Genomic DNA, 12,454 nt, shown 5'->3' with positions numbered 1-12,454 from the left:
ATAGGAGGCCGTCGAAGTTCATCGCCCACGCGTCGTGCGGATTGCCGGGACTCTGGCCATTTTAGCGCGGCAGAGAGGATTGGAGCGGGATCGTCGCCGGTCGCGCGCTCCAGTCCAGCCATTTGGTCTTTATGACGGTTTCGCGACGCGTCGCGTCGCGTTGGACCGCAAAAAGAATCTTCAACAGTTCGATGACGTCACACGTTTGAAATATCAATGTCGGATTTTGCAGCCGTTAAGAATCGATGCAGCTTATTCGGATCGCTCATGCGGATTTTAATCGCGACCGATGCCTGGCACCCGCAGGTGAACGGTGTCGTACGGACCTTGACGTCGCTGGCCCGCGCGGCAAGCGGGCTTGGTGCCGAGATCACGTTCCTGACACCGGAGGGGTTCCCGTCGTTCCAGGTGCCGACCTATCCGGGCTTGCGGCTCGCCATCACCAACCGCCGCGAGATCGCCAGGCGGATCGAACAGGCCGCGCCCGAGGCGATCCACATCGCCACCGAAGGCACGATCGGCTGGGCCGTGCGCAGCTACTGCCTGCGCAACAAGCTCGCCTTCACCACCTCCTACACGACGCGCTTTCCCGAATATGTCTCGGTGCGCACCGGCATTCCCGATGCAGTCGGCTATTGGGTGATGCGCCGCTTCCACGATGCGGCGGCGATGACCATGGTCGCGACTAACTCGCTGAAGCAGGATCTGGCCGCGCGCGGCTTCAAGCGGCTCGGCTTCTGGACCCGCGGCGTCGACACCAACCTGTTCAATCCGGATGAGCCGGCCAAGCTCGATCTGCCGCGCCCGGTGTTCATGACCGTCGGACGCGTCGCGGTCGAAAAGAACCTCGAGGCGTTCCTGTCGCTCGATCTGCCGGGCTCGAAGGTCGTGATCGGCAACGGCCCGCAGAAGGACGAGCTGGCACGCCGTTTCCCGGCGGCACATTTCCTCGGCGAGAAGAGCGGCAAGGATCTCACCTCGCATATGGCGGCCGCCGACGTCTTCGTGTTCCCGAGCCTCACCGATACCTTCGGCGTGGTGCAATTGGAGTCGCTCGCCTGCGGCACGCCGGTGGCGGCCTTTCCGGTGACCGGTCCGCTGGACGTGATCGCGGACAACCCGATCGGCGCCATCGACAACGATCTGCACGCCGCGTGCATGCGTGCGCTGACCATGTCGCGGCAGACCTGCCGGGCGTTCGCGCTCGAACGCTCCTGGGAAAACAGCGCGCGCCAATTCATCGGCAATCTGGCCGTGCTGCAGCCGAACCGGGCGCCGCGGCCGGCGCCCGTCGTCGCGGCACAGAGCGCGGTGCGCGGCTGACAGAACTTCGCGTCCACAAACCACGTCTAAAGTAAGCGAGATCTAACGATGGCAGAAACCATGAAGCTTGACGGTGCACGGGAGCTGGACTTCGACCGCCAGTCGGTCGAACAGGCCTATGACCGCTGGGCTCCGATCTACGACCTCGTGTTCGGGGGGGTGTTCGAGAAGGGCCGCAAAGCCGCGATATCAGCCACCAACAAGATGGGCGGCCGCGTGCTGGAAGTCGGTGTCGGCACCGGCATCTCGCTGCCGCTCTACGCGCCCAATGTCCGCGTCTTCGGTACCGATATCTCGGAAGCCATGCTGGCCAAGGCCAAGCGCCGCGTCGCCGAGCAGCGGCTGAAGACCGTCGAGGGGCTGGCGGTGATGGATGCCGAGCATCTCGAATTCCCCGACAACTCCTTCGACGTTGTGATGGCGCAATATGTCGTCACCGCCGTGCCGAACCCGGAAGCCGCACTGGACGAGTTCGCCCGCGTGCTCCGCCCCGGCGGCGAGCTGGTCATCCTGACCCGCGTCAGCGCCGACGACGGCCTGCGCCGCGTCATCGAGCAGGCGCTGCAGCCGGTGGTGCGCCGGCTCGGCTTCCGCACCGCCGAGTTCGCCTGGTCGCGCTATACCAAGTGGCTGTCGGGCGCGAAGGACATGGAGCTCGTCGAGCGTCGCCTGATCCCGCCGCTCGGGCACTTCTCGCTGGTGCGCTTCCGCAAGGTCGAGCTCGCTGCCGCCGCGTAACCGCGCGGCAGCTCCCCCCTCAGGGCGCTTTTGCCTCCCTTTTCCCTCGCGTGTTGTTGCGTCTGGCTATGTGACATTATGATGATGTCACATGATTTACACCGAATCTCTGTATTGGACGTGCAACTCACTCTTAGGAGCCACCGATGATCAAGAATTTCCTGGAGCAGCTGCGGATCCAGCGCTGGGATGACCACCGCTACTATCATCACAGCCGCATCAACCAGAGTCTGCACTTCGTCAGCGCCATCAGCTTCATGGTTGCTTACGTCATGATGTGGTTCGATCCGCTGGTGTCGGCCCTGATCGGCTGGCTCGTCTCCATGACCTCGCGCCAGGCCGGGCATTTCTTCTTCGAGCCGAAGGGCTATGACCACGTCAACCAGGCGACCCACGAGCACAAGGAAGAGATCAAGGTCGGCTACAACCTGCAGCGCAAGGTGGTGCTGATGTCGATCTGGGCCGCGGCGCCGGTCGTGCTCTACCTGCAGCCGAGCTTTTTCGGCCTGCTCTCGCCCTGGACCTCGGCGATCGACTTCGCCCGCGAGACCGGCAAGCTGTGGCTTGTGATCGGCATCGGCGGCCTGCTGTTCCGCACCGTGCATCTGTTCTTCATCCGCGATGTCGAGACCGGCCTCGTCTGGATGACCAAGATCATCACCGATCCCTTCAACGACTTCATGCTCTATCACAAGGCGCCGCTGGCGCTGCTCCGCGGCGAGCTGATCGATCCCGGCGTGCACCTGATGGAAGAGCATGGCCTCGAGGAACAGCACGCCTGAGCGGCTTCCGGTTCTGGATTAAGATGATGCCCGGGCTGGTCCCGGGCATTGTCGCTTTTGGTACTCGCCTTGATCCGGTGTCGTTGCCCCAGCGCAAGTGCGCTCCCTCCTCCCTTGCGGGGAGGGTTGGGGTGGGTGTCCTCAACGGCAGTCCTTGGGGGCTCCTCCCACCCCGAGCCCTCAGAGCGAGCTTCGCTCGTCTCGACCCCGCAAAGGGGGAGGGGAGCAGAGCGCAGGGCGCCGAAGCGACGAACTTCTTAAACGCAGACGGCCGGGACGAGACCCGGCCGCAAGACGACGATGACGTGAGAGGAGCGCCCTTACCGCCCGAAGGCGTGGCCGAGCATCTCTCTCAGGATCTTGCGCTTGATCGCTTTGTTGGTCAGCGAGCCGTCGTTCCACCACCATTGGTCCTGCTTCATCTTCTCCGCCGCGGCGACGAAACGTTTGGAAACTTCGGCAAAGTCGGCGTCGGTGTAGTTGAGGCTGAAGATGAAGCGGCCGGTGCCGACCCAGCTCAGGGCCAGGCCCTCGGCGCGGAGGTAATATTGCAGCATCCAGTTGTAACGCGAGGGGGTCGTGTACTCCACCATCCAGATCGACTGCAAATTGGAGACGTGGACCGGCAGGTCGCGCGCCTTCAGCATGTCGTTGAGCTGTTTGGCGCGACCGTTCCAGGTCTCGTCGAGGCCGTTGTAGATCGCCGAGAAGTTCGGGCTTTTCAGCCGGCTCAGGAACTCGTCCATCGCCGTCATGACGTAAGGATGCGAGTTGAAGGTGCCGCGGGCAAAGCAGATGTCGGCCGGTGCGTCGTCGCGGAAGCGCCGCATGAACCTGGACTTGCCGCAGACGACACCGATCGGCAGGCCGCCGCCGAGGCTCTTGCCGTAGGTGACCATGTCGGCGGGGACGCCGAAATATTCCTGGCAGCCGCCCGGCGCGAGCCGGAAGCCCAGAAACACCTCGTCGAAGATCAAGATGATACCGCGCTCGGTGCAGACCTCGCGCAGCTTCTTCAGCCATTCGGTGTAGGCCTCGCGGTCGAAGCCGCCCTTGCGCGAGGAATCGACCAGCGCGGAATCGCCGGGCGCGTTGCCGTTCGGATGCAGCCCCTGCAGCGGATTGACCAGCACGCAGGCGATGTCGCGCCGCGTCCGCAGCACATGCAGCGTCCGCTCCGACATCTCCGCCAGCGTATAGGTCTCATGCGGCGCGATCGGATTGCCGACGCCGGGCTGCACATCGCCCCACCAGCCGTGATAGGCACCGGCGAAGCGCACCAGATGCGTCCGGCCGGTGTGATAGCGGGCGAGCCGCACCGCCTGCATCACGGCTTCGGTCCCGGACATGTGGAACGAGACCTCGTCCATGCCGGACAGTTCGAGCAGCCGCTTCACATTCTCGGCCACGACCGGGTGATAGAAGCCGAGCACCGGACCCAAGGTCTGCGCGCGCTTGTCGGCGTTGGCGATGCATTCCTTGTAGAAATCATAGCCGAAGATGTTGACGCCGTAGGACCCGGCCAGATCGTAGAAGACATTGCCATCGAGGTCGGTCAAAGTGACGCCCGACGAAGCCTGCATGAAGGAGCCGGCGCCGAGATGTTCCTTGACCAGCCGGCTGTATTGGAACGGCACCCGGTAGACTTGCGTGAACTGCAGGTCGGAGATGCCGGCGGCCGCCTCGGACGTCAGGGCCCGGCTCTTGGCGAATTTTTCCTGGAACTGGGCGCCGAGCCGGAAGAATCCGTCCTGCCGCCTGGTCGCGACATCGCCCGGCGCGCCGTCCGAACGGAAGAAATCGTCGATCTCGAATTCGTAGCGCGGGATCAGTTTCGAGATCCGGCGCGACATCTTGGAATGCCCGGCGAGCGAGCGGTGCTTGGCCCGTGATAATTCGATGCGGGCCTTGACCTTCGGGGCGACAGCGGCTGTGACAGCAACCGCGCCGGCCGCGAGCGACAACAGAGGAATCGAGTTTTCCATGTCCACAAGCGCTACCCAGTCCTGCTGACAGATTCATGACAGTCAAGAGCCTGATCTCCACCTTCACCCAGCAGGAAGACCTCAACTTCCTGCTGACCAATCGCGTCCCGCGGGCGGCGCTGACCCGCTTCATGGGCTGGTTCAGCAAGATCGAGAACCCGCTGGTTGCGGATGCCTCGATCGCCCTGTGGAAGCTGTTCTCCGATCTCGACCTCTCGGAGGCCAGGCAGACGCAGTTCAAGAGCCTGCACGACTGTTTCACCCGGGAGTTGAAGCCTGGTCTGCGGCCGTTCGATCCGGATCCCGCCATCGTGACGAGCCCTTCCGACGGCATCATCGGCGCCCATGGCACGATCGAGGACGGGCAACTGTATCAGATCAAGGGCGCGCCGTATTCGCTGGCCGAGCTTGTCGCCGATCCCGCGGTGGTTGAAACCCACCGCAACGGCCGCTTCGTGACCCTGCGGCTGACCTCGAGCATGTATCACCGCTTTCATGCGCCCTACGACATGACGCTCGAGCACGTCAGCCTGATCCACGGCGACACCTGGAATGTCAATCCGATCGCCTTGAAGCGGGTCGAGCGGCTGTTCTGCAAGAACGAGCGCGCCGTCATCCGCACCCATCTCGCCACCGGCGAGCCGTTCACCATCGTGCCCGTCGCGGCGATCCTGGTCGCGAGCATCCGCCTGCATGCGCTGGGACGCGTCCTGAATGCGCAGACCGAACGTCCGCTGACATATTCCTGCGCCACGTCCGTGCGTAAAGGCGACGAACTCGGCTGGTTCGAGCACGGCTCGACCATCATCCTGCTCGCGCCGCAGGATTTCGAATTCTGCGGCGAGGTGCAGGAAGGGGCGCGGATCAAGGCCGGCGAGAAGCTGTGGCGCCGGCGCGCCTGAGAGCGGCGAATGCAAACGGTGCGGCGGCAAAACCTCGATTTCGCCGTTCACCGTCGCTATATCGTTTGCCTTAATCGACGAATCGCAGCGGGCGTTCCAAACCTGCGGATGCGAAACTGAAGATCTGGGAGACGCGATGGCGAGAGCGCCGGTCATGGCGGCGGGCGGCATTGTGCTGCGGCGGGAGCAACCGCCGCGGATCGCGGTCGTACGCCTGCGCAAGCGCGACGAATGGGTTTTGCCGAAGGGCAAGCTCGATGAGGGCGAGACTCCGCGCGAGGCTGCCAAGCGCGAGGTGCTGGAAGAAACCGGCCACAATGTCACGGTGCACGAGTTCCTCGGCACCTTGGTTTACGACACCGGCGCGCGCGCCAAGATCGTGCATTACTGGCGCATGGAAGCGAGCGGCGCACCGGCCCGCGCGTTGATGGACGATGTCCGCGCGGTCGATTGGCTGCCGCTCGACGCCGCGGTGGAGCGGCTGTCGCGTGACCATGAGAAGACGTTTCTGGAGAATGTCGGTCCGTATGCGCTGGCAGGGCTGATCCGCAAGACCAAGGACAAGGTCGCCGCCACGAGCAAGCCTGCGGCGGCCGTGGCCAAGCCGGCCGCGAAGGCTGCGCCGGCGAGCAAGCCCGTTGCAACACGCAAGCGCCGCGGCCGGGTCGCTGAGGAGCCGGCACAGCCGCTGCCGGAAGTTGCGGCTGCCCCTGCGGAGCCACCGAGTTTGCTGGCCGCTGATGCGGCCTTCGCGCAGATCGCCGCTGACATCATCGAAGCCGGGCGCTCGGCGGTCGCGGAGGAGGCTCCGATGGCGAGCGCCGAAGCAACACCGGCTGCGACGGCAGATGCAGGAGCCGAGCCGCCAGAAACCGCGACGTCCATGCTGGACGATGTCGATCGGGTCGAGGCCGTGGCTGCCGAGATCAAGTCGATGATCCCCGACGTAAGGCCGTCATCAAGGCCGTCGAACGATGCCATCGATCCAGGATTCCCGGAGCAGGATAGGGGGTCTGCCGGCGGCCAATCCGATGATGGTGCGGGTGATGACTCCGACGATCCGCGCGATCCCGACGATCCGCCACGCCCGACCTTGGCGCAGAAGATGCGTGCCTGGCTCGGACGCGCGGCCTGAGACGAGGCCGCTCGTTTTTTCCAAAGTGCGCTGCATTCTTCCAAATGGCACGCCTGCGCCAGGCTGTTGCCAGTTGGCGAAGAACTTCCTCTCTCTCATCCCGGGTTAAGGTGAGCTGTTTTGCGGCGGTCGAGACATGCCCGGAGAGGCACCGGTCTGCCGCCGCCACTCCGGAGAGATGTGGATGAGCTCGCCTCCGCCGCCCCATGCGGCGCCATCGTTGCGATCGCGGATCGCAACCGCAGCTTGGCCATGGCGGACGTGATGCGGCACGGCGGGCTGGAGCGCATCGAGAAGGAGCGCGGCTCGGATTTCGAACGGGTCCATAAGCACGCCCACAACGCCCACTCGGCGGTATTCGCGGAAGTGAAGGTCGCCGAGGAGCTCGGCGTCATCAGGGTGACGCGGGTGGTGAGCGCGGTCGCGGCCGGATGCATCATCAACACCAAGAGCGCGGCGAGCCAGATCAGGGGCGGCGTAGTTTGGGGCATCGGCATGGCCCTGCACGAAGAGGCGTCGATCGACCACCGCTTCGGCCGCGTCATGAATGCCACATCAAGGTGATCTTCGTCGACGAGCCCGATAGCGCCATCAACCGGATGGGCATCAAGGGCGTCGGCGAGATCGGCATCGTCGGCGTGGCAGCGGCGATCGCGAACGCGGTCTACCACGCGACGGGAAAGCGCGTGCGCGACCTGCCGATCACGCTGGATAAGCTCGCGGGCTGATCGTGCGCGGATTCCGGCACGCGGATCAGTCGATGATGAAACCGATGGCGCTGCCGCGGGATTCGCTTGGAGGCGGGCTGCCCTTGGTGCCGTAAATGCGGTTAATGGCGCCAATGAGATTGGCGTTTGAATCGCGTTCCGTAACGAAGCCGTCGTCGGGCCGCGAGAGGTCTCGCGGGGCCACCGCGCGGACGATATAGGGGGTCACAAGAACCATCAGCTCGGTTTCGTTGTTGACGAAGTCTTGGCTTCGAAACAGCGCGCCGAGAACTGGCACCTGCGCCAGTCCAGGCAGGCCGTTGACGGCTCGCTTGGTCTGATTTTGTATCAGTCCGGCGATGGCCATCGCGCCGCCGGAAGGAATCTCGAGTGTGCTTTCGGCCCGGCGCGTCTTGATGGACGGGACAGTCAGCGAGTTGGTCGTCGTCGAGCTTACCGCTTGGGAGAGCGTTATCGCGTTGTCATTCGAGGTCTCTGAGACCTCGGTCATGAGATGCATGCTGATGCGTCCTCCTGACAGGACCACCGGCGTGAAATTCAGCGAGATCCCAAACTTCTTGTAGCTGATCTGGGTCGTGCAGACATGCGTGGTCGGGTCGCATGAATAGCCGGCCGGAACCGGGAACTCGCCGCCGGAAGTGAAGGTCGCCGACTCTCCCGATATCGCCGTGAGCGTCGGCTCTGCCAGGGTGCGCACGACTCCGGTGCTTTCCATCGCCCTCAAGGTCGCGGTCGTTCCTCCCGCGGAAAGCGTCACGTTGTTGCCCGACACCAGGTTTTGTCCGTATGCGGTGAACGGATTCGAGTTGGTGAGGCTCACGGCGGTCGTGCCTGAACTCAGGCTCGAGCTGAGATCGATTCCAAGCTGTTTGACGATCGACCGCGAGACCTCCGCGACCGTGACCTTCAAGGTGACCTGGTCACGGCCTTGGACGGCGATGGAATTCATGACTTTGTCCGACGAGCCCACCAGGCGAGCGGCAATGTCGTTTGCTTGTTGCGCTTCGATCGGGCTCGCAACCACGCCGGTCAGGACGACGCCGTCGCCGAGACCGTCGATTTGGATATTGGAATGGGGCAAGAGCTGTCTCAGGGCCGCACGAGCACCGTTCAGGTCACGCTTCACGGCGATGTCGTAGGCGACCATCTGGTCGCCGCTCGCGTCGAAAAACACCACGCTGGTTTGGCCGATCGTCGCGCCGATGATGTAGGCGCGCCTTGCCGAGCGCACCACCGCATTCGCGATCTTGGGATCGGCGACCAGGACATCCTTGGCGTCGCGCGGCAGATCCACCACGATCGATTGACCGACGCCGAGTGATAGGAAACGCGGGTTGGATTGATGCGCCGCCGGCCCAGCCTGCGCGGGGGGCGAATGATCGGCTCCTGCCATGGCCTCTCCAAGGCGCGAGAGGACGACCGAGACAAGGAGGATTGAGAGCCATCGACGCAATGGTCGTGGCGAGAACCGTCCGACGCTGTTCACCGGGTATCCTTTCGACGCCATTCCGAAAACTCAACGGATCAACGCAGGCATTGCGCGACGCGTGCTTGAACGGGAGAGCGCATCGGGTCTGGCGCGGGAAAAAGGAAACGAAACAAATCTGGCACTCACGGGAGGGTCCGGAAACGGAAATCCGCCTCCCGTTACTTGCCGATGCTCCAACGAACTAAGTGAAAAGAATGGGAATAATAGGCGCCTGTCGTTATGGCTGCGCCTGCAAGCTGCGATGGCGCCGCATCGGTGGCGGCGAGCTGGCTGCAATAATTCATTACGCTTCGTAATATTTCTTAATCTCGTCGCTCCCATGTATTCACTATTGCTCACATAGATGTCGTGCGTCCGCGTGTCACGCGCGCAACGATGAGAGTGGGGGTAGCCGGATGCGTGGGGAAGACGTCGTGTCGCAGCCGGCGGCCGCGGTCGGCATTTGCGTGGCTGCCCGTCTGGCGCGCATTGCGACGCATGGCGCGGGCTTCATCGGTCTCGGCCTTGCGATCATGTTGTGCGGCTGCGCAACAGCGCCGATCACCCAGAGCGGCGCGCTTGCCTCCTATCAGGATCTCGCGCCGTCAAACGGCGTGCTGGCGAAGTCGTTGCTCCGCATTGACAAGGACGCCGTGCTGGCCGCGAAGACGGTCCGCATCTCGCCTGCCGCATTCTCGCCGACCGCCGCACCTGCGTTGTCGGACGAGCAGCGCAAGCTGGTCGCCAACGCGGTGAACCGGGCGCTTTGCATGGACTTGAGCGAACGTTTCAAGATCGTGGGGCCGGGTGAGCCGGCCGATCTGACGACGCGTGCCGTTGTCACGCAGGCATCGCCGACCGACAAGGTGGCTGCCGGCGCCTCGAAGGTGGTTTCGGTGGTCCCGAGTGTGCTCGGTGTGCCGGCGCCGGTGCCGAGGCTGCCGATCGGGCTCGGCAGCCTCACGATCGAGGCCGAGGCGCTGGACCAGACCGGCCGGCAGCAGGCTGCGATGGTCTGGGCGCGCGGCGCCGATTCCTTCACCAACTCGCCGACCGTATCGAGTGCCGGCGACGCTTACGAGCTCGCGGTCGCGTTCGGCGGCGACTTCGGTCAGCTGCTGGTGACGGGCGAGACGCCGTTCGGCAAGCCGCCGAAATTGCCGTCATTCGATAAGATGGGCTCCTCGCTCGGCGGCAAGCCGAAATATGCCGCCTGCGAGATGTTCGGTCGTGATCCCGGCCTCGTCGGCCTGGTGGCCAACCGGCTTGGCGCGCCGCCGGAATGGTCCGACAAGGGCGCGCCTCCCGAGCAGCAAGCAACCGAGACCGCATCACGACAATAAAGCAGTTTAATCGTAAGCTCGGCTCATTGGACGCGTAACATCGTCCGGTCGGGAATGGGCTTTCATTCGTGCTGTACGATCTGGCGGCGTTCGCCGCTGCGTTCAGTATTGCGCTGAGCAATTTGATTGCTCCCAGCGCCGTACGTCATCTCGGTCCCGTCGTCTTCAACGGCTGTCGGCTTGCGGCGGCGTTGGCCGTCGTACTTGGCCTCGTTGCGATCCGTGGCCGCTGGGTCTGGCCGCCGGCGGACCAGATCGTGCTGCTCGCTGCCTCCGGCACGCTCGGCATCGTGATCGCGGATTCCTGCTTTTATGCCGCGCTGGCGCGGCTGGGCCCGCGGCGGAGCGCGGTGGTCTACACCAGCTGGGCGGCCTTCGCGACGATTCTGGGTTACCTCGTGCTCGGCGAGAGAGTGTCGCTCATCAAGGCTGGCGGCATGGGCCTTGTCGTGGGCGGGATCGTGCTGGCCGTCATGTATCGACAGTCTGCCGCAGCGGATGCGGCTGACGGCAGCAAGGGAATCTCAATCTCAGGCGTGTTGTTCGGGCTGGCCGCAGCGCTGTGCGCGGCCGGCGCCGTCCTGATCGCGCGACCGGTCATGGCCGCCAGCGTCGATCCGCCACAATGACCGGCTGATCGGGCTGTCAGGCTATCGCGAAATGCTGGAGCAGGATTTTCGCGAGATACCCGACCTTCATTTCAATATCGATCTGTTGATCTCGGATCGGCCTCATATCGCGAGCCGGCTGCGGTTCGAATGCGCGCCGAAAGGAGAATTCTTAGGCCTTCCGGTCGACGGAAAGAAAGTCTCGTTCGCCGAAAATGTATTCTATCTGTTTCGTGAGGCCAGGATCTGGCGGGTCTGGTCGGTCGTCGACAAAGCAGCAATCGAGGCTCAGTTGTAGCAAAAGCGTGTTCAAAGCGGAAAAAGCGCGCAACGCGCCGGCAGAGTGACGGCGACGGCGCGGCAGGAGGAGAAGCGAACTAAGCGCCTCAACACTTCGTTACGCCGCGCAATATTCTTAATCACGCCGCTCCCATGTACTCACTATTTTTCACACAGAGATCGCGCGCTTGCGTGTAAGACGCGCAATGTGATGTTGGGGCAGCCGGATGCGTGATGAAGACGTCGAGCGGCAGTCTGCCACCGCAGTCGGTATTGGCAAGGCCTCCGCTTCGGTACGCAACAGGGCGTGTCTCGTCAGTTTCGCTCTCGCCCTCATATTATGCGGCTGCGCAACTGCTCCGATGACGCAGAGCGGCACGCTCGCCTCCTATCAGGAGCTGGCGCCGTCGAACGGCGTGCTCGCGAAGTCGCTGCTCCATGTCAACAAGGATAGCGTGCTCGCCGCGAAAACCATCCGCGTGTCGCGGGCGATCTTTCCGCAAAACGCAGCGCCCGCATTGTCGGACGAGCAGCGCAGGCTCGTTGCCAATGCCGTCGACCGCGCGCTGTGCGTTGATTTGAGCGAACGTTTCGTCGTGGTGGCGCACGGCGAGCCGGCCGATCTGACCACCCACGCCGTGATCACGCAGGCGACCCCGACGGACAGGATAGCGGCGGGAGCATCGAAAGTGGTTTCGGTGGTGCCCGCGGCGCTCGGTGTCGCGGCGCCCGTCCCGGTGCCGCGGTTGCCGATCGGACTCGGTAGCCTGACCATCGAGGCCGAAGCGCTCGATCACGCCGGCAAGCAGCAGGCCGCGATGGTCTGGGCGCGCGGCGCCAACTCCTTCACCAACTCCCCGACGCTGTCGACCGCCGGCGATGCCTACGAACTCGCCGTCGCCTTTGGCGACGATTTCGGCCAGATGCTGGTCACGGGCACGACGCCGTTCGGCAAGCTGCCGCAGCTGCCGTCGCTGGACAAGATCGGATCGTCGCTCGGCGGCAAGCCGAAATACGCAGCCTGCGACGCATTCGGTCGCGATCCCGGCGTCATCGGACTGGTGGCCAACCGGCTGGGCGCACCGCCGGAATGGGCCGACAAGGGCGCGCCGGCTGACCAACAGGTGACCGAGACGGCGTCGCGATAATAGTGCCGCCAGCCA

10 protein-coding genes and 2 pseudogenes are annotated in these 12,454 nt (G+C 64.0%); 10 read left to right on the top strand and 2 right to left on the bottom strand.

From position 1 onward, the window contains the following. The first annotated feature begins 267 nt into the window (after positions 1-267). From QXZ85_RS05010 to QXZ85_RS05000, 3 genes are all read left to right on the top strand, one after another. Positions 268-1,323 (top strand): glycosyltransferase family 1 protein, encoded by a 1,056-nt coding sequence (locus QXZ85_RS05010; RefSeq protein WP_315700997.1) that lies wholly within the window; start codon positions 268-270, stop codon positions 1,321-1,323. A gap of 48 nt (positions 1,324-1,371) precedes the next feature. Beyond that, entirely contained in the window at positions 1,372-2,061 is a 690-nt protein-coding gene (locus QXZ85_RS05005) for a class I SAM-dependent methyltransferase (protein WP_315700996.1), read from the top strand. Positions 2,062-2,207: 146 nt separating this feature from the next. Further along, a complete protein-coding gene (locus QXZ85_RS05000; protein WP_315700994.1) occupies positions 2,208-2,843 on the top strand; it encodes a hypothetical protein in 636 nt (211 codons plus the stop codon). Between the two features lie 320 nt (positions 2,844-3,163). Here QXZ85_RS05000 and QXZ85_RS04995 read toward each other — a convergent pair whose 3' ends face one another. Continuing rightward, positions 3,164-4,828 (bottom strand): aminotransferase class III-fold pyridoxal phosphate-dependent enzyme, encoded by a 1,665-nt coding sequence (locus QXZ85_RS04995; RefSeq protein ID WP_315700993.1) that lies wholly within the window; start codon positions 4,826-4,828, stop codon positions 3,164-3,166. Positions 4,829-4,863: 35 nt separating this feature from the next. Between QXZ85_RS04995 and asd the strand changes: the two genes are divergently transcribed. From asd to QXZ85_RS04980, 3 genes and pseudogenes are all read left to right on the top strand, one after another. Then, positions 4,864-5,730, top strand: coding sequence for an archaetidylserine decarboxylase (asd, locus tag QXZ85_RS04990; RefSeq protein ID WP_315742736.1), 867 nt, complete (start codon positions 4,864-4,866; stop codon positions 5,728-5,730). 136 nt (positions 5,731-5,866) lie between these two features. Next, positions 5,867-6,865, top strand: coding sequence for an NUDIX hydrolase (locus tag QXZ85_RS04985; protein ID WP_315700991.1), 999 nt, complete (start codon positions 5,867-5,869; stop codon positions 6,863-6,865). Positions 6,866-7,075: 210 nt separating this feature from the next. Then, positions 7,076-7,593, top strand: a pseudogene (locus QXZ85_RS04980) (molybdopterin cofactor-binding domain-containing protein); the annotation flags it as partial. Positions 7,594-7,618: 25 nt separating this feature from the next. Here QXZ85_RS04980 and QXZ85_RS04975 read toward each other — a convergent pair. Continuing rightward, positions 7,619-9,028, bottom strand: a complete 1,410-nt coding sequence (locus QXZ85_RS04975) for a type II and III secretion system protein family protein (protein ID WP_409977796.1) — start codon at positions 9,026-9,028, stop codon at positions 7,619-7,621. Between the two features lie 449 nt (positions 9,029-9,477). On the opposite strand from QXZ85_RS04975, the gene QXZ85_RS04970 reads away from it, so the two are divergent. From QXZ85_RS04970 to QXZ85_RS04955, 4 genes and pseudogenes are all read left to right on the top strand, one after another. Next, complete coding sequence (locus QXZ85_RS04970; protein WP_315767268.1) at positions 9,478-10,404, top strand: DUF3313 domain-containing protein; 927 nt, start codon at positions 9,478-9,480, stop codon at positions 10,402-10,404. 68 nt (positions 10,405-10,472) lie between these two features. Further along, positions 10,473-11,033, top strand: a complete 561-nt coding sequence (locus QXZ85_RS04965; RefSeq protein WP_315742733.1) for a DMT family transporter — start codon at positions 10,473-10,475, stop codon at positions 11,031-11,033. After that, positions 11,026-11,310, top strand: a pseudogene (locus QXZ85_RS04960) (ester cyclase); the annotation flags it as partial. The gene QXZ85_RS04965 and the pseudogene QXZ85_RS04960, both read left to right, overlap by 8 nt. 208 nt (positions 11,311-11,518) lie before the next feature. Next, positions 11,519-12,439 carry a DUF3313 domain-containing protein gene (locus QXZ85_RS04955; protein ID WP_315767269.1) on the top strand — a complete coding sequence of 307 codons (921 nt, stop codon included), beginning with the start codon at positions 11,519-11,521 and terminating at the stop codon, positions 12,437-12,439. The last annotated feature ends 15 nt before the right edge of the window (positions 12,440-12,454 follow it).

The sequence above is a fragment of the Bradyrhizobium sp. SZCCHNGR1005 genome (genome assembly GCF_032489995.1).
In the GTDB taxonomy this organism is placed as follows: domain Bacteria; phylum Pseudomonadota; class Alphaproteobacteria; order Rhizobiales; family Xanthobacteraceae; genus Bradyrhizobium.
Note: the sequence above shows the minus strand (reverse complement) of the source record. Positions and strands in the feature narration are given on the sequence as shown.

What these genes read in the sequence shown, in the direction of transcription:
- QXZ85_RS05010 (WP_315700997.1), top strand. Translation starts at nt 268, where the DNA reads ATGCGGATTTTAATCGCGACCGATGCCTGGCACCCGCAGGTGAACGGT.
- QXZ85_RS05005 (WP_315700996.1), top strand. Translation starts at nt 1,372, where the DNA reads ATGGCAGAAACCATGAAGCTTGACGGTGCACGGGAGCTGGACTTCGAC.
- QXZ85_RS05000 (WP_315700994.1), top strand. Translation starts at nt 2,208, where the DNA reads ATGATCAAGAATTTCCTGGAGCAGCTGCGGATCCAGCGCTGGGATGAC.
- QXZ85_RS04995 (WP_315700993.1), bottom strand. Translation starts at nt 4,828, where the DNA reads ATGGAAAACTCGATTCCTCTGTTGTCGCTCGCGGCCGGCGCGGTTGCT.
- asd (WP_315742736.1), top strand. Translation starts at nt 4,864, where the DNA reads ATGACAGTCAAGAGCCTGATCTCCACCTTCACCCAGCAGGAAGACCTC.
- QXZ85_RS04985 (WP_315700991.1), top strand. Translation starts at nt 5,867, where the DNA reads ATGGCGAGAGCGCCGGTCATGGCGGCGGGCGGCATTGTGCTGCGGCGG.
- QXZ85_RS04970 (WP_315767268.1), top strand. Translation starts at nt 9,478, where the DNA reads ATGCGTGGGGAAGACGTCGTGTCGCAGCCGGCGGCCGCGGTCGGCATT.
- QXZ85_RS04955 (WP_315767269.1), top strand. Translation starts at nt 11,519, where the DNA reads ATGCGTGATGAAGACGTCGAGCGGCAGTCTGCCACCGCAGTCGGTATT.